The organism is Mesorhizobium sp. B263B2A (genome assembly GCF_020165775.1).
In the GTDB taxonomy this organism is placed as follows: Bacteria; Pseudomonadota; Alphaproteobacteria; order Rhizobiales; family Rhizobiaceae; genus Mesorhizobium; species Mesorhizobium opportunistum.
The window spans coordinates 1-22,199 of record NZ_JAIUIU010000007.1 but is presented as its reverse complement, the minus strand read 5'-3'; the positions used below and the strand labels follow the sequence as shown (position 1 = coordinate 22,199).

Genomic DNA, 22,199 nt, shown 5'->3' with positions numbered 1-22,199 from the left:
GTTAGCCTATACTGCCGATCAATTTCCCAAGCAGGCGCGAGAGCGTTTCCCGTTCGGCCTGCGTCAGGCCCGCGAGGATCTCGTGTTCGTTGCCGACGTGCGCGGTAACAGCCTCGTCGATGAGCGCAAGGCCCTTTTCGGTCAACCGCACCACAATGCCGCGCCGGTCGTTGGGGTGCGGTCCGCGCGAGATCAATCCGGATGTTTCCAGACGGTCGAGCCGGTTGGTCATGGCGCCCGACGTCACCATCGTCGCTTCGTAGAGCGCGGTCGGCGTCAGCGCGTAGGGTGATCCGGAGCGGCGCAGCGTCGCCAGCACATCGAACTCCCCGGACTGTAAACCGTAACGGGCAAACAGCGGCGCGAGGCGATCGCGGGCAATCAGGGACGATGCCTCGTTCAGCCGTCCGAGCACGCCCATCGGCGAGACATCCAGGTCCGGCCGCTCCCGCTTCCACTGCTCGATCGCTCGCGCTGCCCTGTCCACTGTCTCACCACTATATATCTTGACGTTAAGAATCTTTGCATTATCTTACCTCAAGATTCAATGCCGGCCAAGGGCCGCACGACAGGGCTCGATCAAATGAAATTTCTCTGGGATTCGGCGCTCGGCCTGCTCATCGTCACCGGTGGCTTGCTCGGCCTGACGCTGCCTTTCGGCAAGCTTGCCACAACAGCCGGGGTGCTGGCCATGGTCTGGGCCTTCGTCATCTCGTTCGGCGCCGGCATCCTGCTGCTGTGCGCGCTCTTGGCACGCGGCCAGCGCATTCGGCTCACCCCCCACAAACTGCGCTATTTCTTCGTCACCGCGGCGGTATCCTACGCCGTCCCCAATCTCTTGATGTTCTCGGCCATACCGCATCTGGGGGCCGGCTACACCGGCATCATGTTCACGCTGTCGCCCGTCATCACGCTGGTGTTTTCGATCCTGCTGCGCGTCCGGCGCCCCAACCTTCTCGGCATCATCGGCATCGCCGTCGGCTTCGTCGGTGCCGTCATGGTGGCGGTGACACGCGGCGAGGCCGGCCAGCCTGCCGATCTGTTCTGGGTGGTGATGGGCCTGCTGATCCCGGTCAGCCTTGCCGCCGGCAACATCTACCGCACCGTCGACTGGCCGCAGGATACCGGACCGATCGAACTGGCCGTCGGCAGCCATCTGGCAGCGGCGACGCTGCTGCTCGCCGGCATACTTGCGTTGTTCGGCGTCGGGGCTTTCGCGCCGCTTGGCGGCGTGCCGCTGGTCGTCGTCGGGCAGGTTGCGTCGGCGTCGGCGATGTTCGCCTTCTTCTTCCGGCTGCAGGCGGTCGGCGGCCCGGTCTATCTCAGCCAGATCGGCTATGTGGCGGCCGCCGTCGGGCTGTTTGCGGGCACGATTTTTCTTGGCGAGCACTATCGGCTGCTGACCTGGGCCGGTGCGGTCATCATCACCATTGGCGTCGTCATCACCACCAGGGCGCAGGGCCAGAAGGCGTAGCGATTCTGGATCTAGTCGGCGCCTCCGCCGCCGGGCTCCGGCCTTGGATGTCGGTCATTTCTCCAGGGAGTGTGGTTGGTCAGACCGATCCTTTTTCGGCCAGCACCATGTAGTTGACGTCCATGTCCTTCGACCGTGACCAGCGATCGGCAAGCGGATTGTAGGTGACGCCGGTGCGATCGATGACGGTCAGGCCGGCGCCGCCGAGTGCCTTTTCCAGCTCTTCCGGGCGCACCAGCTTGCCGAACTGGTGGGTGCCGCGCGGCAGCCAGCGCAGAACATATTCGGCGCCGATGATGGCGAGACCCAGCGCCTTCAGCGTGCGGTTGATGGTGGCCACGAACATGATGCCGCCGGGGCGGACCATCTGCCCGCATTTGGCGACGAACAGGTCGATGTCGGCGACATGCTCGACCACTTCCATGTTGAGGATGACGTCGAATGTCTCGCCGGCGTCGGCAAGGTCCTCGGCGGTCGTGGCGCGATAGTCGACGCTCACATTGGCCTCGGCCGCGTGCAGCTTCGCCACTTCGATGTTGGTCGCCGAAGCGTCGGCGCCCACCACCTCGGCGCCAAGCCGGGCCATCGGCTCGCACAGGAGGCCGCCGCCGCAGCCGATATCGAGGATGCGCAGGCCTTCGAAAGGCCGCGCCGCGCGCGGGTCACGGCCGAAGCGCACCGCTATCTGGTCGCGGATGTAGGAAAGCCGGACCGGATTGAATTTGTGCAACGGACGAAACTTGCCGTTCGGGTTCCACCACTCCGCGGCAAGGGCGGAAAAACGTTCCACCTCTCCGGCATCGATCGTCGATCGTCGGGGCTCGGGCATCGGTTGGTCTCCTCGGCACTGCAGCGCCGCACGTCCCTGGACGCGCAAAGGACGCTGTAGCACTTTGAATCTGCGCATGACCCCGAAATCGATCTCGATTTCGGGGTCATGCGTTAGGAAGTCGGGCGTGAGGCCGCGAATGTCAAGGCAGCATTTTTCCTCCACTGGCAGAGCAACCCGCCCTGTCGGGACCCGCCTTGTCAGGACATGTCACCTGCCGGGCATTGGGGCGAAACGCAATCGGCCTGGCGGGCGAAGAGAGGATAGGCTTTGAATAGAGGAGACGACGATGACACGGAAGATGGCTTCGATCCTTTGGCGCCGGCTGGATGTGGAAGGACACGACGCTTGCCTGCTTTCGCGCACCGACGACGGGTTCCGTCTCAAGGGACAGGCCATTTTCGTCCAGGACGGCACGCCATGCTGCCTTGCCTATGAGGCGATTTGCGATGCCAGCTGGCGCACGCGTTCAGCACGGGTCGAGGGCGTTCTCGGCGTGCGGAGCCTGCACTATGAGATCGAACGCGATTCCGACGGTCGGTGGATGCTGAACGGCGAACCGCAGCACGCTGCTACCGGCCTCGTCGATATCGATCTCGGTTTCACGCCGGCGTCGAACCTGGTGGCGATCCGCCGGTTCGCTCTCGGCATCGGCGAGGCGACGCCCGCTCCGGCTGCCTACCTGACCTTCCCTGCGCTGGAACTGGTACGCCTCGAACAGAGCTACCGTCGCCTTGACGAGACCCGCTATGCCTACGCGGCGCCGATGTTCGGTTACGAGGAGGTCCTCGATGTTTCGCCGCTTGGCTTCGTCGTCGACTATCCCGGCTTATGGACAGGCGTGGCTGTCTCGGACTGAGGCGGAGTTCTGGCGGCCAACCTGCATTATTTCGTGTCCAGCACCTCGCGCAGCTTCGCGGCCAGTTGCTCGATGGTGAACGGCTTGGCCAAGAAGTTCACGTCATGGTCGAGCACGCCGTTGTGGACGACGGCATTCCTGGTGAAACCAGTGGTGAAGATGACTTTCAGGCCGGGTTGGCGCGCCACCGCCTCCTCAGCGAGCTTGCGGCCGTTCATCACCGGCATGACGATGTCGGTGAAGAGAAGGGCAATGCCAGGTGTGGCGGCCAGCTTCTCAAGCGCCTCCTGACCGCTTCCAACGTCGATGACCTCATAGCCGAGTTCGCGCATGGCGTCCGTCGTGGCCGCCCGCACTTGGGCATCATCCTCGACCACGAGGATCGTCTCGGTGACCTTGGCGGTGCTGTCGCCGCGCTCGGCCGGTATTGCCGGCTCCTCCGGTCCGAAAAAGCGCGGCAGGTAGATCCTGACCGTCGTGCCCTGGTCCCGTTCGGAGTAGATCTTGACGTGGCCCCCCGATTGCTTGACGAAGCCGAACACCTGGCTCAGCCCAAGTCCCGTGCCCTTGTTGACCGGCTTGGTCGTGAAAAAAGGCTCGAATGCCCTCGCCATCACATCCGCCGACATGCCCTCGCCGGTATCGCTGACGGCGATCATCACATACTGGCCGGGGATCACGTCGGCATGGGTGGCGGCGTAGCCGTCGTCGAGATGGCTGTTGGCGGTCTCGATGGTCAGCTTGCCGTCTTCGCTCATCGCGTCACGGGCATTGACGGCCAGGTTGAGGATCGCGTTCTCGATCTGGCTTGGATCCGCATGGGTTTTCCACAGGCCGCCCGCCAGCACCGTTTCGATGACGATGCCTTCACCCAGAGCACGACGCAGAAGGTCCGACATGCCGGTCACCAGCCTGTTGGCGTCGACAATTTGAGGCGCCAGCGGCTGCTGGCGCGAGAAGGCAAGCAGCCGCGAGGTCAGCTTGGCGGCGCGGCTGGCCGCGTCGGTCGCGGCCTCGATGAGCTTTTCCAAGTCGTGCTCGCCGCGCTTCAGCTTGCGCTGGGCAAGGTTCATGGCGCTGATGATCACCGCAAGCATGTTGTTGAAATCGTGAGCGATACCGCCTGTCAGTTGGCCGACCGCCTCCATCTTCTGCATCTGGCGTATCTGGGACTCGGCTTTTTCACGTGTCTGGATTTCGTTGCCGAGTTCGATGTTCTTGCGCATCAGCTCTTCCTGGCCGACCACAACGTCGCGGAAGCGGCGGCGGGATTCACGGATGGTGTAGACGCCGAGCACGAAGATCGCCAGCAGGGCCGCCAGCGAGCCGATGCGCAGCCAGGCTTCAACCCGGTCCGTGTGTTCGTCGCGTGCGGCGATATCGGCGGCGCTGATGCGGCGGATCGTATCCATGCTGGCGCGGATTTCGTCCATGGCGGCCTTGCCCTGGCCGCTGCGGACCAGTTGCAGCGCTGCGGCGGCATCGCCCTTGTCATAGAGGGCAATCGTCCGGGCCTGTTCAGCCTGCTTTTGCGAAAGCGCGTCCTTGATATGATTGATCTGCTGGACGATTTGGTCGTCCGAAGCCGTCATGGCGTCGATGCGGGAGAGCTGTCCCGGAATGGCATCGACGGCCTTCCGGTAAGGTTCGAGATAGGATTTCTCACCGGTCAAGAGATAGCCGCGCTGGCCGCTCTCGGCGTCCTGCGCCATCGAAAGCAACCCCGACAGCAATTCCTGATACTCGATTGTCTCGCGAGCGGCGGCGCGATTGGCTCGTTGGTTTTCGACGAGCACGGCACGGGTGCCGACGATCATCGCCAATACAGCGAAGCCGGTGACGAGTGGTACCGACTGCCATCGCATGGCACGCCGAAGACGGGCAATCATCTATTTTGCCGAACCAAAAGGAATTTCTCGTGGGCAATATTTGGTAAGCGGCGCAAGCTTGGAAGGCAATATGCCGCCTTCTTGAACGCTGCGATCGGCCGCCAGCCTGTCGCCAGTCTTGCGAAACCGTCATCATTTGGTTAAGGAGGCCGCGCATTCAGCGGCCAGCGTCAGCCGGGCGCTTTCTCCCGCTTTCGGCTCCCAGGCCGGCTTCAGTCAAAGGCATTTCGCTTCCATGGCGCGTATCGTGATGAAATTCGGCGGAACCTCCGTCGCCGACATCGCCCGTATCCGCAATGTGGCGCGTCACGTCAAACGCGAGGTCGATGCCGGCCATGAGGTGGCTGTCGTGGTCTCGGCGATGGCCGGCAAGACCAATGAATTGGTGCAGTGGACGCGCGAAGCCTCGCCGATGCATGACGCACGCGAATATGACGCGGTCGTCGCCTCGGGTGAGCAGGTCACTGCGGGCCTGCTGGCGATCACCTTGCAGAACATGGGCGTGCATGCGCGCTCCTGGCAGGGCTGGCAGATCCCGATCAAGACCGACAATGCGCATGGCGCGGCGCGTATCCTCGACATCGACGGGGCCTTCCTGGTCAAGCGCTTCGGCGAAGGCCAGGTGGCGGTGATCGCCGGATTCCAGGGCATTGGGCCCGACAATCGCATCGCCACGCTCGGCCGTGGCGGCTCCGACACCAGTGCGGTGGCCATCGCTGCAGCGGTCAAGGCCGACCGCTGCGACATCTACACCGACGTCGACGGGGTTTACACCACCGATCCGCGCATCGAGCCGAAGGCGCGGCGGCTGGCCAAGATTTCGTTCGAGGAAATGCTTGAAATGGCTTCGCTCGGCGCCAAGGTTCTGCAGGTGCGTTCGGTCGAGCTTGCCATGGTGCACAGGGTGCGTACCTTCGTGCGGTCGTCCTTCGACGATCCCGATGCGCCCGGAATGGGGGATTTGCTCAATCCTCCGGGAACGCTCATTTGCGACGAGGAAGAGATCGTGGAACAGCAGGTCGTCACCGGAATTGCCTACGCCAAGGACGAGGCCCAGATTTCGCTGCGCCGCGTCGGCGACCGGCCAGGCGTCGCCGCCGGCATCTTCGGGCCGCTGGCCGAGGCCAACATCAATGTCGACATGATCGTCCAGAACATCTCCGAGGACGGCAAGTTCACCGACATGACCTTTACCGTGCCGTCGGGCGACCTCGACAAGGCGCTTGCCGTGCTCGACCGGCTGAAAGCCGAGGTCGGCTACGACGTCGTGCAGTCTGAAGCCGGCATGTCGAAAGTTTCGGTCATCGGCATCGGCATGAGAAGCCATGCCGGCGTCGCCGCCACCGCGTTCAAGGCGCTGGCCGACCGTTCGATCAATATCCGCGCGATCACGACCTCCGAGATCAAGATTTCGATACTGATCGACGGTCCATACACTGAACTCGCGGTTCGTACTTTGCATTCCGTCTACGGTCTCGATAAGCAGTAGCAAGACTGAATCAGTTGTTGCGTGAGTGCCGGCCGCGGCGGAAACTGCGCCGGCAAGAAGCCCATTGGAGAACAAGCCGCGATGCGTGATCAGGCCAGTGGCCCGCGCGTTTTGCTCAAACGGCTCCGCGAGCTCATGCAGGAGCCGCTGGAGCCGCAGGAGCGGCTTGACCGGATCGTGCGCGACATCGCCTCCAACATGGTCGCCGAAGTGTGCTCGCTTTATGTGCTGCGCGCCGATTCGGTGCTCGAACTCTACGCCACCGAAGGCCTGAACCCGAACGCCGTCCACCTGGCGCAGCTCAGGCTGGGACAAGGCCTGGTCGGCACGATCGCGGCGAGCGCGCGGCCGCTCAACCTGTCCAACGCACAGGAACACCCGGCCTTCGCCTACCTGCCGGAGACCGGCGAGGAGATCTACAATTCCTTCCTCGGCGTGCCGGTGCTGCGGGCAGGGCGCACGCTGGGTGTCCTGGTCGTCCAGAACAAGACCATGCGCCACTACCGCGACGACGAGGTCGAGGCGCTGGAAACCACCGCGATGGTCATCGCCGAGATGATCGCCACCGGCGATCTGGCGCGGCTGACCCGGCCTGGCCTCGAACTCGATTTGCGCCGCCCGGTCAGCTTCACCGGCCTGTCGTTCAACGATGGCGTCGGACTTGGCCACGTCGTGCTGCACGAGCCGCGGATCGTCGTCACCAATCTGTTCAACGAAGACAGCGAGGAGGAGGTCCGGCGGCTCGAAGCCTCGCTCGGGTCGCTGCGGCTGTCGATCGACGACATGCTGGAACGCCGCGACGTCGCCTTCGAGGGCGAGCATCGCCAGGTGCTGGAAGCCTACCGCATGTTCGCCAATGACCGCGGCTGGGTGCGCCGGCTGGAAGAGGCGATCCGCAACGGCCTGACGGCCGAGGCGGCGGTCGAAAAGGTGCAGAGCGACATGCGTGCGCGCATGCTGCACATGACCGATCCCTATCTGCGCGAGCGGATGAGCGATTTCGACGATCTCGCCAACCGGCTGCTGCGCCAGCTTATGGGGCGTGGGCCGGAGGATGTCGCCGCCTCGCTGCCGAAGGATGCCATCATCGTCGCCCGTTCGATGGGCGCGGCCGAGCTGCTCGACTATCCCCGCGACAAATTGCGCGGGCTGGTGCTCGAGGATGGCGCGGCCACCAGTCATGTCGTCATCGTCGCGCGCGCCATGGGCATTCCGGTCGCCGGCCAGATGAAGGGCGCCGTCTCCATGGCGGAAAACGGCGATGCCATCATCGTCGACGGCGAGGAAGGCGCGATCCATCTGCGGCCGCAGTCCGATCTCGAAGCCGCCTATGCCGAAAAGGTGCGTTTCAGGGCGCGCCGGCAAGAGGTCTATCGCGAGCTGCGCAAGAAGCCGTCGACGACCAAGGACGGCGTCCAGGTCGATCTCTTGATGAATGCCGGGCTGGCGGTCGACCTGCCGCAACTGGCCGAGGCCGGCGCGGCCGGCATCGGCCTGTTCCGCACCGAATTGCAGTTCATGGTCGCCTCGACCTTTCCCCGTGCCGAGGCCCAGGAGAAACTTTACCGCGACGTGCTCGAGGCGGCACGCGGCAAGCCGGTCACCTTCCGCACCATCGATATCGGCGGCGACAAGGTGCTGCCCTACTTCAAGGGCGCCATCCAGGAAGAGAACCCAGCGCTCGGCTGGCGAGCGATCCGCCTGACGCTCGACCGTCCCGGACTGTTGCGCACCCAGATCCGCGCCCTGCTGAAGGCCAGCGGCGGGCGCGAGCTCAAGCTGATGCTGCCGATGGTGACCGAGCTCGGCGAGATCGCCCAGGCGCGCGAGATCATCGACCGCGAGGTGCGGCATCTGTCGCGCTTCGCTCATCATCTGCCGACCAGCCTCAAGCTTGGCGCCATGCTGGAAGTGCCCTCGCTGCTGTTCCAGCTCGACGAATTGATGAAGGCCGTCGACTTCGTATCGGTCGGGTCGAATGACCTGTTCCAGTTCGTCATGGCGGTCGACCGCGGCAACACGCAGCTGGCCAACCGCTTCGACACGCTGTCGGCGCCGTTCCTGCGCGTGCTCAAGCAGATCGCCGATGCCGGTATACGCAATCACACGCCAGTGACGCTGTGCGGCGAACTCGCCGGAAAACCCATTTCAGCAATGGCGCTGATCGGCCTCGGTTTCCGTTCGATCTCGATGTCGCCGGCCTCGATCGGCCCGGTCAAGGCGATGCTGACGGAGCTGCCGCTGGAGGAATTGAAGGCGTTCTTCGACGACAATCTGATGGCGCCGGCGCAGGGGTTGCCCATGCGGGCGCTGCTGCAGGCCTTTGCCGACGACCGCTCGATCCCATTGTAGCAGCCTCATCATGGTCAACCTGCCACGCGATCGTATGGATCAAGTCGTCAAGCGTTTCGAGATGCTCGAAGCGCAGATGTCGGCTGGGCCGGCGCCGGATGCCTATGTGAAGATGGCATCGGAATATGCAGAGCTGCAGGAGATGGTGGCCAAGGTTCGGGCGCTGCGCTCGGCCGAGCATGAGCAGGCCGATCTTGAGGCGATGCTCGCCGACAAGGGCACCGATGCCGAGATGCGGGCGCTGGCCGAGGCGGATCTGCCCGGTGTCGAGGAGCGCATCGAGGCGCTGCAGAAGGATATCCAGCTCCTGCTGCTGCCCAGGGACGCCGCCGACGACAAGAACGCCATCCTCGAAATCCGTGCCGGCACCGGCGGCGATGAGGCCGCCCTTTTCGCCGGCGACCTGTTTCGCATGTACGAGCGCTATGCCGCCGAACATGGCTGGCGTTTCGAGACGGTGTCGGCCAGCGACGGCGATGCCGGCGGCTTCAAGGAAATCATCGCCACCATTTCCGGCAGGGGCGTCTTTGCCCATTTGAAATTCGAATCCGGCGTGCATCGCGTGCAGCGCGTGCCGGCGACCGAGGCCAGCGGCCGCATCCACACGTCCGCCGCCACCGTCGCCGTGCTGCCGGAAGCCGAAGAGGTCGATATCGACATCCGCGCCGAAGATATCCGCATCGACACGATGCGGGCCTCGGGCTCCGGCGGCCAGCACGTCAACACCACCGATTCGGCGGTCCGCATCACCCATTTGCCGACCGGCATCATGGTGGTGCAGGCGGAAAAGTCGCAGCATCAGAATCGGGCGAAGGCCATGCAGATCCTGCGCGCCCGGCTCTACGACATGGAGCGCAGCAAGGCGGACGAGGAACGCTCGGAGGCACGCAAGTCGCAGGTCGGCTCCGGCGACCGTTCGGAGCGCATCCGCACCTACAATTTCCCGCAGGGCCGCGTCACCGACCATCGCATCAACCTGACGCTCTACAAGCTCGACCGGGTGATGATGGGCGAGCTCGACGAAGTCATCGACGCGCTGATCGCCGATCACCAGTCGAAGCTGCTCGCCGATATCGGCCTTGATGGCTGACAGCCTGCCAGAGGCGCTGGGGCCGCTGTTGCGGGAAGCGCGGGCTCGGCTCGTGGCCGCAGCTGTCGATGATCCGACGCTCGATGCCAGGCTGATCGTCGAACACTTTTCCGGTACCACGCGCACCCAAGCGATTGCCGATCCGGAGTTCAAGGTTCACGGGCGCGCCATCGAGACGATCGACGCCGCCTTGAGACGACGGGCCGGCGGCGAACCGGTGCATCGCATCCTCGGCTATCGGGAATTCTACGGTTTGCGGCTGTCGCTGTCGCCGGAAACGCTGGAGCCGCGGCCGGACACCGAAACGCTGGTCGAGGCGATCTTGCCCTTCGTCAAGGCAATCGCGGCGCGCGAGGGCGCATGCCGCATCCTCGATCTCGGCACAGGGACGGGCGCCATCGCCCTGGCGTTGCTCAGCGCCGAGCCGGCCGCGACCGCCACCGGCGTCGATATCGCCCCCGGTGCGCTGGCGACGGCGACCGGCAATGCCGGGCAACTCGGGCTCGGCGGCCGGTTCACGGCGCTGCAGTCGGACTGGTTCGAAAAAGTTTCAGGCCGATACCATGTAATTGCCGCAAACCCTCCCTATATACCTTCCCAAGACATTGGAAATCTGCAGGACGAAGTCCGCGATTTCGACCCGCGCCTAGCCCTCGATGGCGGCGTGGATGGGCTGAACCCCTACAGGATCATCGCCGCCGAGGCGGCAAGGTTTCTGGAAGCCGAAGGCAGGGTTGCGGTCGAGATCGGCCGCACGCAGCAGGACGAAGTTACGGATATATTCAGGTCTGCGGGTTATGGACTGGTCGGTGCTTTCCGCGACCTTGGTGGAAACGACAGGGTTCTTGTCTTTCAACGGGGAAAGCCTTGACGCAGTGCGAAAAAAGCGCTTGGCAATGCCGGGGAATGCGGCTAGGGTCGGCTTAACCGGATGAGACGAAGCAGGCAGTGCTCTTAGCGATTCGGTTTCCTTGGAAATAGCTGCCTTCTTGCGCAAACGACGCCCAAGCTTCGTGCGGGAATCGTCCGGCAAGTGATGTAACCGGAACAGGATGGCACGTGGCGCCAACGCAATTGATGCGGGCGAACGCCGGTGAAGAAACCGAACGGCTGGCTGCATGAGCGCCACCGTTCGTTACGAGTTTTCAAAAATTTCAAAATGAAGAGAGTCGAATGAGGCCACAACAGCAGAACAGGCGCATGCGCGGTCGCAACAACAATGGCGGCGGCGGCGGCAATAACAATAACAACAACAACAACCGCAAGGGGCCGAATCCCCTGACGCGCAATTACGAGAGCAACGGTCCGGACGTAAAGATTCGTGGATCGGCTCAGCAGATCGCCGAAAAATACGCCACCCTGGCACGTGACGCGCAAAGCTCCGGCGACCGAGTCATGGCGGAGAACTATCTCCAGCACGCAGAACATTACAATCGCATCATTGCCGCCGCCCAGGCGCAGATGCCGATCCAGAACGTCCAGCAGAATCGCGACGATTTCGATGATGACGGCGACGAGGATCGCGACGAGTTCGACAATGCCGGGTCCGGCAATGGGGCAGGAAACGGCGGCAACGTTGGTTCCGAACCGCAAGTTCCGGTGATCAACCATGGCGCCGGGCCGCAGCCGGTGATCGAAGGCATGCCAGCCGAGGTGGCGCTGAACCGGGAAAGCGGCCGCGATAATCGTGATGGCGGCCGTGATAATAGCGGGCGCAACAATGGCGGCCGCGACAATGGCGGACGCCACCGTGATCGCCGCCCCACTGGCGGCTATGGCCAGAACGGCCAGCGCGATTATGCTTCCGCAGAGCAAGGCGGCCAGCAGCAGCGCAACGAGGCCCCGGTCCAGGCGGAAGAAGCCACGTCGCCGGCCGAGAGCGTTGCCGCAGCCGAGCCGGCTCCGTCATTCGAGAATTTTTCGCCCGCCGGTCTGGCGGCCCAGGCCGAACTCAACGAGGCAGCCGCCGAGAGCGGTGCCGCCCGCCGCCCGCGGCGTCCGCGCCGTCCTCGCGCCAATGCCGACCAGGTCGACGCCGGTGGCGGCAACGCCGATACGGGTGAGATGACCACGGCCCCCGCCGACAGCGGCAATGCCGAGCCGGCCACCACCGACATCGACAACTGATCGGACAGTATTTCAAGACGTTGAACGGCGGAGAGAAATCTCCGCCGTTTTCGTTTGGGCTGACGTGGAATATTATGCATTGACCGATATCAAGGCGTCTTGAGACGGCATAGCCTATGCACCATATCTCGGCTGAACTGGATCCGGCTCGAATGGGCGGGTCCGTCACCGTAATCTGATCCGGTGCCGCAAAGCGGGCCGGTGACGGAAGGAGACAGATATGAACCTTGAGAAATATTCCGAGCGCGTGCGCGGCTTCATCCAGTCCGCGCAGACCATGGCGCTCTCACGCAATCACCAGCAATTCACCCCCGAACATATCCTGAAAGTCCTCGTCGACGACGACGAAGGCCTGGCCGCGTCGCTGATCGAGCGCGCCGGCGGCAATGTCCGCGACGTCAAGCTCGGCGTCGAGACGGCGCTCGAGGCGATGCCCAAGGTGGAAGGCGGCAACGGCCAGCTCTATCTGGCGCAGCCTCTGGCCAAGGTGTTCTCGACCGCCGAGGAACTGGCCAAGAAGGCCGGTGACAGCTTCGTCACCGTCGAGCGGCTGCTGCAGGCGCTCACCATGGAGAAATCGGCCAAGACCGCCGACATCCTGGCCAAGGCCGGCGTCACCGCGCAGGCGCTGAACCAGGTCATCAACGATGTCCGCAAGGGCCGCACCGCCGATTCGGCGAGTGCCGAACAGGGCTATGACGCGCTGAAGAAATACGCGCGCGACCTGACGGCGGATGCCCGCGCCGGCAAGCTGGACCCCGTGATTGGTCGTGACGACGAGATCCGCCGCACCATCCAGGTGCTGTCGCGCCGCACCAAGAACAACCCGGTGCTGATCGGCGAGCCGGGCGTCGGCAAGACCGCGATCGCCGAAGGCCTGGCGCTGCGCATCGTCAATGGCGACGTGCCGGAATCGCTGAAGGACAAGCAGCTGATGGCGCTCGACATGGGCGCGCTGATTGCCGGCGCCAAGTATCGCGGCGAGTTCGAGGAGCGGCTGAAGGCCGTGCTTTCAGAAGTCACCTCGGCCAACGGCAGCATCATCCTGTTCATCGACGAGATGCACACGCTGGTCGGCGCCGGCAAGGCGGACGGCGCCATGGATGCGTCGAACCTTCTGAAGCCGGCGCTGGCGCGCGGCGAACTGCACTGCGTCGGCGCGACCACGCTCGATGAATACCGCAAGCATGTCGAGAAGGATCCGGCCCTTGCCCGCCGCTTCCAGCCGGTCTTCGTCGACGAGCCGACGGTGGAGGACACCGTCTCGATCCTGCGCGGCCTGAAGGAGAAGTACGAGCAGCACCACAAGGTGCGCATCTCGGACTCGGCGCTGGTGGCGGCGGCGACGCTGTCCAACCGCTATATCGCCGACCGTTTCCTGCCCGACAAGGCGATCGACCTTGTCGATGAAGCCGCGTCGCGGCTCAGGATGCAGGTCGATTCGAAGCCCGAGGCGCTGGACGAAATCGATCGCCGCATCATGCAGCTCAAGATCGAGCGCGAGGCACTGAAGGTCGAGACGGACGATGCCTCGAAAGACCGGCTCGCCCGCCTGGAAAAGGAGCTGGTCGGCCTCGAGGAGGAATCGACCGAGATCACCGCCAAGTGGCAGGCCGAGAAGCAGAAGCTTGGCCTCGCCGCCGACCTGAAGAAGCAGCTCGACGAGGCGCGCAACGATCTGGCCATTGCCCAGCGCAAGGGTGAATTCCAGCGCGCCGGCGAGCTTGCCTATGGCAAGATCCCGGAGCTGGAAAAGAAGCTGAAGGAGGCCGAAGCCCAGGACGGCAAGGCGGGGATGGTCGAAGAGGTGGTCAACCCCGATCACGTTGCTCACATCGTCTCGCGCTGGACCGGCATTCCGGTCGACAAGATGCTGCAGGGCGAGCGCGACAAGCTGTTGCGCATGGAAGACGAGATCGGCAAGCGTGTTGTCGGCCAGGGCGAGGCGGTGCAGGCTGTTTCGAAAGCCGTGCGTCGGGCCCGTGCCGGCCTGCAGGATCCGAACCGGCCGATCGGCTCATTCATCTTCCTCGGGCCGACGGGTGTCGGCAAGACCGAACTGACCAAGGCGCTCGCCAGCTTCCTGTTCGACGACGACAGCGCCATGGTGCGCATCGACATGTCGGAGTTCATGGAAAAGCACTCGGTCGCCCGGCTGATCGGCGCGCCTCCCGGCTATGTCGGCTATGAGGAGGGCGGTGCGCTGACCGAAGCCGTGCGGCGCCGGCCCTATCAGGTCGTGCTGTTCGACGAGATCGAGAAGGCGCATCCGGATGTCTTCAACGTCTTGCTGCAGGTTCTCGATGACGGCCGCCTGACCGATGGCCAGGGTCGTACCGTCGATTTCCGCAACACGCTGATCATCATGACGTCGAACCTCGGCGCCGAATATCTCGTCAATCTCGGCGAGGACCAGGATGTCGACGCGGTACGCGACGAGGTGATGGGCGTCGTCAGGGCATCGTTCCGGCCGGAGTTCCTCAATCGCGTCGACGAGGTGATCCTGTTCCACCGGTTGCGCCGCAAAGACATGGATCGCATCGTCGAAATCCAGCTCAAGCGGCTGGAGAGCCTGCTTGTCGATCGCAAGATCACGCTGGCGCTGGATCACGAGGCAATCGAATGGCTGGCGGCCAAGGGTTACGATCCGGCCTATGGTGCGCGGCCGTTGAAGCGGGTGATGCAGAAGGACCTGCAGGATCCGTTGGCGGAGAAGATCCTGCTCGGCGAGATTCTCGACGGTTCGACCGTCAAGGTGACGGCGGGATCCGACCGGTTGAATTTCCGCTCGAAACCGACGATTGTCGCGGCCGAGGCGGCGGCCTGATCCAATGCCGCGCATCCGGTCGGATGCGCGGCATTTTCTTATAGGCATCCTACAAACAGCGAGGCCCGGATGACGCTGGACGACTACAACAGCTTCTGCGCCTCGCTGCCGGCGACAAACCATGTCGTCCAGTGGGGCGGCGCCCATGTCTGGAAGGTCGGGACCAAGGTCTTCGCAATCGGCGGCTGGGACGAAGGAAAGCAACTCTTCGTCACCTTCAAATGCTCCGACATTGCCTATGACGTGCTCAAGGAACAGCCTGGCTGTCGGCCCGCGCCCTATCTCGCATCGCGCGGCATGAAATGGATCCAGCGTCAGACAAGCCAGAGCGTGGATGATGCAGCGCTGAAGGACTATCTGCGCGAGAGCCATCGTCTGGTCGCCCTGAAGCTGACGAAGCAGGCGCGCAAGCAACTGGGGCTTGGCGCAAGCTAGCTAATATCCAGCGAGAGGCCGAAAAACCGCCATCTTCATGCCCGGTTCATGTTGGAATCATACGGTGGGTTAACTGGTTTGCTGGCGAAGGGGTTCGCTTACCGCATCGGCCCCGAAAATCGTTTCGATTTTCGGAAGGCACGATGTGGCATTCTAAAAGAATAATGCCGGGCGGCGGCAATTTACGGACCGGAGAGTTTGGCCACCATGTTCCGCACGATCTTTGCCCTTTCGGCGCTCGCCGCCGGGCTTGTGTCTTCCGGCGCGTTTGCCGCGCCGACGCAGGACGATGCACCAAGGGTTGCCCGTGCCGCCGATCCAGGCGGCATCCTTGTCGCGCAGGACGGCAATCTCGATATCTACTACGACGCCAGGGGCAATCGCGTCATCGTCGATGCCGATACCGGCAAGGTCATCGCCATCCAGCCACCGCAGACACGGCTCGACCGGCGCGCGCTGCGCCGCGAGATGCGGCTGCGCGAGCTGGGCCGCGGCCCGGCGGACGATGACCGCTACTATCTCGACGATCCGGAAGACATGGCACGCTTTCGCCGCAGGCAGTTGGAAGAGGAAGGCCGGGTCATCCCGCCGCCGGCGGACGAATATGACGGCGGCAATTCGGTGGAAACCTATCCGCCGGCGCCACAGGACGACGGCAGCTACGACAACAATTACCCCGACGCGCCGCAGCCGGCAAAGCCGCATACCATCAAGCGCCAGCCGCTCGATGAAGCCTCGATAGATCCTCTCCAGCCGGCAGCGCCCGAGGATCAGGACGCGCCCGCCGATCAGGCGGCGCTGCCGCCGAAGGCTGACGGCAACACAGCGGTCGACCCATCGCTGTCGCTGGGAGCGCGCCAGGATGTCGCCGCCCTGCAGGTGCTGCTCGACCGCGGCGGTGCTTCGCCTGGCGTCATCGACGGGCGCTTCGGCTCGAACGTCGACAAGGCGCTCGCCGCATACAACGAGATCAGCGGCAGCAATTTGAAGTCGACCGATGCGGTCGGCATCCAGGCCGCTCTTGCGCAATCGGGCGGCGACGCCTTTGCCAACTACACGATCACGCCAGAGGATGCGGCCGGCCCCTACGTCGCCTCGATCCCGGAAGACTACAGCCAGAAGGCGCAGCTCGACCGCATGGGCTACACGTCGGTGCCCGAAGCGCTGGCGGAGCGTTTCCACATGGACGAGAACTATCTGAAGTCGATCAACAAGGGTCTCGACTTCAATCGCCCCGGGACGATCATCAAGGTTGCCAATTTCGGCAAGCTGGTCTCGACGCCGGTTGCCCGCATTGTCGCCGACAAGGGCAAGAAGGAAGTCTACGCCTACGATGCGGGCGGCAAGCTGGTCGCAGCCTATCCCGCGACCATCGGCTCGGCCGACACGCCGTCGCCCACCGGCATCCACACGGTGTCGCGCATCGCGCTAGACCCGAACTACACCTACAACCCCAACATCAATTTCAAGCAGGGCCAGAACGACAAGATCCTGACCATCCCGCCTGGGCCCAACGGTCCGGTTGGTTCGGTGTGGATCGCGCTGGACAAGCCGACCTACGGTATCCATGGCACGCCGGAGCCGTCGAAGATAGGCAAGACCGAAAGCCATGGCTGCGTGCGCCTGACCAACTGGGACGCGCGCGAGCTCGCCAAGCTGGTGTCGCCAGGCGTCACCGTGGAGTTCGTCGGCGGACCTTCAGCCGATGACTTTGCGCAGCAATGAGCCGCGCAGCGCGGCGGCATAGATCAGCTGCACCACCAGAATGAAGCCGACGCTGAGCAGTGGGGTGACCAGGCAAAGTGCGGCGCCGATCGCCCATAGAATCTGTGCCTTGACGATGCGCAGATAGACCGTGCGTTTCGTTTGCGCGTCGACATCTTCGGCCACAAAACCGTTCTTCTCGGCGTAGCGCCAGCTGGCGAACAGCGTGACGCCGAGCATCAGCAGATTGAGCCAATAGACAAGAACCGCGGTCCTGAATTCGAGGAAGTCGGCCAGAAGGTCGGTCGAGAACGGCAGCAGGGCGATGAAGGCGAGAAAGCAGAGGTTCAGCGTGGCGAGCCGCCGGTCGGATTTGGCGATCAGCCCATGTTGCGCCTGCTGGCCGAACCAGAAGATGGTCAGCGTCAGGAAACTCAGGGCGTAGGTCAGAAAGCGTGGCGCCAGTGCCACGATGGCGGCAAGCAGATCGTGCTCGGAATGAACAGCCTCATGCGCCGGCACCCTGATCTCGAGCACGATCAGGGTCAGCGCGATGGCGAACACGCCGTCGGTGATGCCGACGATGCGGCCACGTCCCTCCGCCGATGCCTCAAGTGGGCGCTTCATCGATTTCTCCCCGCCTGTTGCTCGCGCCGGAACCTAGCATGACTGCGGCCGTTTGCATCCGGATAGGGCGTCATCCTGGCCAACTGGCTGGTTTCAAGGACAGCAAGGTGCTGGCCGGTTGTTGCAAACACAATGGCGGTCTAAGCAGGGTTCCATGCATTCACCAAGCAAAGCAGCCGCCGTCCCGCTGACCAGCCCGGTCACCAACGGAACCTTCTGTCCGCAATCGCAGCGGCGGTACGTGTTGATCGCAGCGATCCTTGCTTCGGCGCTCGGATTCATCGATGGCTCGATCCTGGCCATCGCCATGCCGGCGATCCGCGTCGATCTCGGCGCCAGCCTCGCCGAGGCGCAGTGGATTTCCAATGCCTATGCGCTGACGCTGTCGGCGCTGATCCTTGCCGGGGGTGCCGCCGGCGATCGGTTCGGGCTGCGCCGCGCCTTCGTGGCCGGCATTGCGCTTTTCGTCGCCACATCGCTCGCCTGTGCGCTGGCGCCGAACGCTGTCGTGCTAATCGCGTTTCGCGCCCTCCAGGGCATCGGTGCCGCGATCATGGTGCCCGGCAGCCTCGCCATCATCGCCAAGGCCTACCCGAAAAAGGAGCGCGGCCGAGCGATCGGCATCTGGGCGGCGGCCTCGGCCTTGACCACCGCGCTTGGTCCCGTGCTCGGCGGCCTGGTGCTTTCTGCTTTCGGCGACGGCATCTGGCGGGCGATCTTCGCCGTCAACCTGCCGCTCGGCCTGATCTCGATCTATCTGCTGCTCGTCAAGATCCCGGCCGATGCACCGACGGAGAAGCGCAGCCTCGATCTTGGTGGCGGCGCGCTCGCGACATTGGCCTTCGGCGCGCTCGCTTATGGACTGACATCGATGAGCTCCAGCGGCGAGGGCCATATGGCTGGGCCTAGCATTGCCGCCGGTGCCGTGCTGCTGGTCGTCTTCATCCTGTTCGAGCAGCGGCAGCGCGAGCCGATGATCGACCTCAGCCTGTTTCGCATCGGCGCTTTCGCCGGCGCCAATGTGGCGACCTTCTTCCTCTATTTCGCGCTGTCGGCCAATCTTTTCTACCTACCCATGTTGCTGATCGCCGGCTGGCGGTTGAGCACGGCCGAAGTCGGCTTCATCTTCCTGCCGCTGTCGGCATCGATCGCGCTTCTGTCGGGACCGGTCGGCCAATTGTCGGACCGGATCGGACCGCGTTTCCCGATCGCCAGCGGCAGCCTGATCGTGGCGGTCGCCTTCGCCGGGCTTGCCTTGCTCGCCCATGCCGGCTTCCATCAATTCTGGGCGGGAATATTTCCGCTGATGGCGCTGATGGGGCTTGGCATGGCGCTGGTCGTCTCACCTTTGTCGACCGCGATCATGACAGCGGTGGAAGACAAGGATACGGGCGCCGCCTCCGGCATCAACAATGCCGTCTCGCGCATCGGCGGCCTGATCGCCGTGGCGGCGATGGGGTCGCTGGCCGCCTGGGTCTACGCCAACGCGCTGGACGGGAGTGCAGCGCCCGGCGTGCCTGGCTTCGGCGAACCGGCGCCGCCAGGACTTGCGCCGGCACTCGATGCGGCAAGGCTCGCGGCCAGCGATGCGGCGTTTGCCGCCGTCTCCTTGGTGACGGCGCTGCTATGCCTGCTTTCGGCAGTGATTGCCTGGATGACCATTTCCGGTGAGCCATTGCCCGGGTCGCGGCAAGCCAAAACGTCGCCGCAAGCCAAAACCCGGCAGGACTGAAACGCGAAGGCTCAGCCCTCGATCTTGGCGCTGGCGACCTTCAGCGAATTGCCGTCTTCCTGCTTCAGGAGATCGTCGATGCGCTCGCGCTCGCGTTTGAAGGCGACGAGATCGTCGCCTTTCAGCACCTTGCCGACCGGCAGTCGGACGCGCATCGAATCAACCTTGGTGCCATTGACGATCAGTTCGTAGTGGAGGTGTGGACCGGTGGAGAGGCCGGTCTGACCGAGGTAGCCGATGACCTGGCCTTGCCGGACACGAACGCCAGGCGCGATGCCTTTGGCGAAGGCGCTCTGGTGATTATAAGAGGTTTCGTACCCGTTGGCATGGCGCAGGATGATCTGCTTGCCATAGCCACCGGCCCAGCCCGCTTTCTCGACCACGCCGTTGCCGGCGGCAATGATCGGCGATCCGATGGGAGCTGCCCAATCGGTGCCTGTGTGCATGCGGACATAGCCCAGAATAGGATGCTTGCGTGCACCAAAGCCGGAGGTGAACCTGCCGTTGGGCAGTGGGTTGCGCAGCAGAAACTGCTCGGCGCTCGATCCATCCTGGTCGAAATAATCGGTGCTGCCGTCTTGCATCTGGAAGCGATAGAAGTTGCGCGTCGTGCCGCCAAATGTCGCCGAGACATAGAGGAGCTCCGAATCGTCGGAAGTCTGGTCGTCCCCGTCTGGCTGCGAGAACAGCACTTCGAGGCGATCCGACGGATTGAGTCGCGACTGGAAGTCGACGCCAGACGCCAGCAGCTTGATCAGCCGCTGGGTCATCTTCTTTGACATGCCGTAGGAATAAGCGGTGCGGTAGATGCCGTCATAGACATTGGGCAGATTGCCACGCACCACCACTGGCGCCGACGAATCGTCGAACGCAGTCAACAATTCGGGATTCGGATCCGGCTCCTGCGCAGGCACATACTGGCCGCGGTCGTCGAGCGCGATGGTGACGATATGCGTGGTCTTGTCGTAGACGCTGGTGCGCACGACCTTGGCGGCATCGCCACGAACCTCGAGACCGACACGCAGCACCGTTCCCGCCTTGAGTGCCGGGGCGTTCAAGAGCTTGGCGATTGCTTCGGCCATGCCGGTGGCGTCTTCGCCGGTATAGCCCGAATCGGCGAAGGCCTCGGTAAGATCGGTATCCTTGGTGAAGGGGATGATTTCCTCGGCGAAAGCCGGCGCCTGGTCGTCGACATTGGCGCGCGGCGCCACCGAGACGTTTTCCGGCACGATCTTCACGTCATAGGAACCGGCCATGCTTTCGGCAAAGGCTTCGCCGAATCGCTGCGGGTCGACATAGTGGAGTGAAGCGACTTGCACGGCGCCGTCGCTGAGGTCGGTGCCGGCTTCGCGCACCACCTTTTCCACCTCATCGGCGGACAGGTCGCTCTTTTCGTCGAAGGAAGCCGTCTCGATCGGGAAATCGACGGTTTTCAGGCTCATCTCGCTTTCGACCTTGGCGCCATAGATCTGGCCGGCTGCGGCTGACGCCGTCGCCGGCTGCGCCGATGTATCGTCGCCGTCATCGCCGAACACCTGCATCGGGTCGAAGGGCGGGTAGGCCCGGCTGGTGGTGTGACCGGCGGCGAGCGCCATCTTGATCTGCACGAACGGCATGGTGTGGATGACATCGCGGTCGCCGACCTTGGTGACCATCGACACTTCCATGCGGCGGCGGTCCTTGGCCTTGGCGATCTGACGGGGCGCCACCAGCCTGGTCGTCTTGGCCACCTCGCCGGAATCACCATTGCTGGCCAGGCCGATCAGCTCGGCGATCTCGGGTGGCGTCGCCAGTTGCTGGCGTCCGTCAAGGGCGGCGAACAGCGCCACCCCCATCAACACGCTCGAGGTCACGCCGGTCAGGAATGTTCCCGACAGCCAGCGCGCAGAAACCTCGCGCCGATCGGGCGGGCCGCTGCGACCGTCCGCGATAAGCGGCGGCTCATTGCCGAGTTCGGCTATGACATCTTCCGTGTCTGGCATCCAGAAAGGCTGCTTCTTCCCCGGGCGGAACGGCTTGTCGCTTTTGTTGTGGCCATGACATTTGCCTGTCATGGCAGGTTAAGTCAACGAAGCCTCAGGCCCCGGTCGAATTCCCCACGCGCACTTCTCTCTTATGGAGCGCTCCGCAAAGAGGACGGCGCGCCTTCTCTATAAGGCTCATCGCCCGCTCGATTGCGAGGCTCTTGAAAGGGGCCTGTGCACGGCTGTGCCATGGCCTCTTTGTTGGCCCCTGGTGTCGAACGCCAATGCGGCGGCAATAGGGCTCCTTCGTGGCCGCCTCCTTGTGTTGTCCCCAGTTCCCTTGGGGCAGCCGGCTATCCACAAAGCGCGCCCGAAATTTCTGTCGCAAAAAGTTCAAAAACTTTCGAATGGTGTGTTGACAGTTTGATTGGGTGGCGACTATATACGCCTCACCAACGAGGGCGGCTCGCCGCTGGCGACGAAGAAGTTTGCTTCTAAGCCTGCCCTTTGCGAAATTCAAGAGAGCCGCGTAAGCGACACTCGGACGGCCCCGGAGCCAAAAGCGAAGCGGGTCACGACACTGCGTGAAGTGGTGTCTGTTCTTTGAAAATTGAATAATGAAGAAAGAGAAACGTGGGCGGCAGAGTCCTGCTGAACCTCTTACTCCGCCAGGGGTAATTGGTTCGAACGAGACTTTGGCGGATCACGTTTCGTGAGAATAGAATCTACCAAGATACGCAAGTATCTAGGTGTGAATGTTCTCGTCGATTCATGCGTGACCAAATAAAGCCAAATCAAAGT

General features: G+C 63.5%; 16 protein-coding genes. 11 read left to right on the top strand and 5 right to left on the bottom strand.

The window, feature by feature from the left end:
• Nucleotide 1 precedes the first annotated feature (1 nt).
• Nucleotides 2-487, bottom strand: coding sequence for a MarR family winged helix-turn-helix transcriptional regulator (locus LB568_RS13765; RefSeq protein ID WP_013892864.1), 486 nt, complete (start codon nucleotides 485-487; stop codon nucleotides 2-4).
• Between the two features lie 96 nt (nucleotides 488-583).
• Here LB568_RS13765 and LB568_RS13760 point away from each other — a divergent pair, with 96 nt between their 5' ends.
• Nucleotides 584-1,474: a DMT family transporter gene (locus LB568_RS13760; protein WP_224730413.1), complete on the top strand. Its 891-nt coding sequence runs from the start codon at nucleotides 584-586 to the stop codon at nucleotides 1,472-1,474.
• A gap of 79 nt (nucleotides 1,475-1,553) precedes the next feature.
• Here the strand turns inward: LB568_RS13760 and ubiG are convergent, their stop codons facing one another.
• A complete protein-coding gene (ubiG, locus tag LB568_RS13755; RefSeq protein WP_013892866.1) occupies nucleotides 1,554-2,303 on the bottom strand; it encodes a bifunctional 2-polyprenyl-6-hydroxyphenol methylase/3-demethylubiquinol 3-O-methyltransferase UbiG in 750 nt (249 codons plus the stop codon).
• Nucleotides 2,304-2,592: 289 nt separating this feature from the next.
• On the opposite strand from ubiG, the gene LB568_RS13750 reads away from it, so the two are divergent.
• On the top strand, nucleotides 2,593-3,162 hold the full coding sequence (locus tag LB568_RS13750; RefSeq protein ID WP_013892867.1) for a putative glycolipid-binding domain-containing protein: 570 nt from the start codon (nucleotides 2,593-2,595) through the stop codon (nucleotides 3,160-3,162).
• 26 nt (nucleotides 3,163-3,188) lie between these two features.
• Here LB568_RS13750 and LB568_RS13745 read toward each other — a convergent pair whose 3' ends face one another.
• Nucleotides 3,189-5,027, bottom strand: coding sequence for a CHASE3 domain-containing protein (locus tag LB568_RS13745; RefSeq protein WP_013892868.1), 1,839 nt, complete (start codon nucleotides 5,025-5,027; stop codon nucleotides 3,189-3,191).
• A 259-nt stretch (nucleotides 5,028-5,286) separates the two neighbouring features.
• Here LB568_RS13745 and LB568_RS13740 point away from each other — a divergent pair, with 259 nt between their 5' ends.
• From LB568_RS13740 to LB568_RS13705, 8 genes are all read left to right on the top strand, one after another.
• A complete protein-coding gene (locus LB568_RS13740) occupies nucleotides 5,287-6,540 on the top strand; it encodes an aspartate kinase (RefSeq protein ID WP_013892869.1) in 1,254 nt (417 codons plus the stop codon).
• Between the two features lie 81 nt (nucleotides 6,541-6,621).
• Nucleotides 6,622-8,892 (top strand): phosphoenolpyruvate--protein phosphotransferase, encoded by a 2,271-nt coding sequence (ptsP, locus tag LB568_RS13735; RefSeq protein ID WP_013892870.1) that lies wholly within the window; start codon nucleotides 6,622-6,624, stop codon nucleotides 8,890-8,892.
• 10 nt (nucleotides 8,893-8,902) lie between these two features.
• On the top strand, nucleotides 8,903-9,982 hold the full coding sequence (gene prfA, locus LB568_RS13730; protein WP_013892871.1) for a peptide chain release factor 1: 1,080 nt from the start codon (nucleotides 8,903-8,905) through the stop codon (nucleotides 9,980-9,982).
• Nucleotides 9,975-10,853 (top strand): peptide chain release factor N(5)-glutamine methyltransferase, encoded by an 879-nt coding sequence (prmC, locus tag LB568_RS13725; RefSeq protein ID WP_013892872.1) that lies wholly within the window; start codon nucleotides 9,975-9,977, stop codon nucleotides 10,851-10,853. Before prfA ends, prmC begins: the two co-directional genes overlap by 8 nt.
• 302 nt (nucleotides 10,854-11,155) lie before the next feature.
• Complete coding sequence (locus LB568_RS13720) at nucleotides 11,156-12,109, top strand: DUF4167 domain-containing protein (protein ID WP_013892873.1); 954 nt, start codon at nucleotides 11,156-11,158, stop codon at nucleotides 12,107-12,109.
• Nucleotides 12,110-12,329: 220 nt separating this feature from the next.
• A complete protein-coding gene (gene clpB / locus LB568_RS13715; RefSeq protein WP_013892874.1) occupies nucleotides 12,330-14,936 on the top strand; it encodes an ATP-dependent chaperone ClpB in 2,607 nt (868 codons plus the stop codon).
• Between the two features lie 69 nt (nucleotides 14,937-15,005).
• Nucleotides 15,006-15,371 (top strand): MmcQ/YjbR family DNA-binding protein, encoded by a 366-nt coding sequence (locus LB568_RS13710; protein WP_013892875.1) that lies wholly within the window; start codon nucleotides 15,006-15,008, stop codon nucleotides 15,369-15,371.
• A 207-nt stretch (nucleotides 15,372-15,578) separates the two neighbouring features.
• A complete protein-coding gene (locus tag LB568_RS13705) occupies nucleotides 15,579-17,096 on the top strand; it encodes a L,D-transpeptidase family protein (RefSeq protein ID WP_013892876.1) in 1,518 nt (505 codons plus the stop codon).
• Here LB568_RS13705 and LB568_RS13700 read toward each other — a convergent pair.
• Nucleotides 17,070-17,702, bottom strand: coding sequence for a TMEM175 family protein (locus LB568_RS13700; protein WP_224730411.1), 633 nt, complete (start codon nucleotides 17,700-17,702; stop codon nucleotides 17,070-17,072). The two genes, LB568_RS13705 and LB568_RS13700, sit on opposite strands and share 27 nt — an antisense overlap.
• Before the next feature lie 154 nt (nucleotides 17,703-17,856).
• On the opposite strand from LB568_RS13700, the gene LB568_RS13695 reads away from it, so the two are divergent.
• Nucleotides 17,857-19,434: an MFS transporter gene (locus LB568_RS13695; protein ID WP_224730410.1), complete on the top strand. Its 1,578-nt coding sequence runs from the start codon at nucleotides 17,857-17,859 to the stop codon at nucleotides 19,432-19,434.
• An 11-nt stretch (nucleotides 19,435-19,445) separates the two neighbouring features.
• On the opposite strand, the gene LB568_RS13690 is transcribed toward LB568_RS13695, so the two are convergent.
• Nucleotides 19,446-21,416 (bottom strand): M23 family metallopeptidase, encoded by a 1,971-nt coding sequence (locus LB568_RS13690; protein WP_224730409.1) that lies wholly within the window; start codon nucleotides 21,414-21,416, stop codon nucleotides 19,446-19,448.
• Nucleotides 21,417-22,199 lie beyond the last annotated feature (783 nt).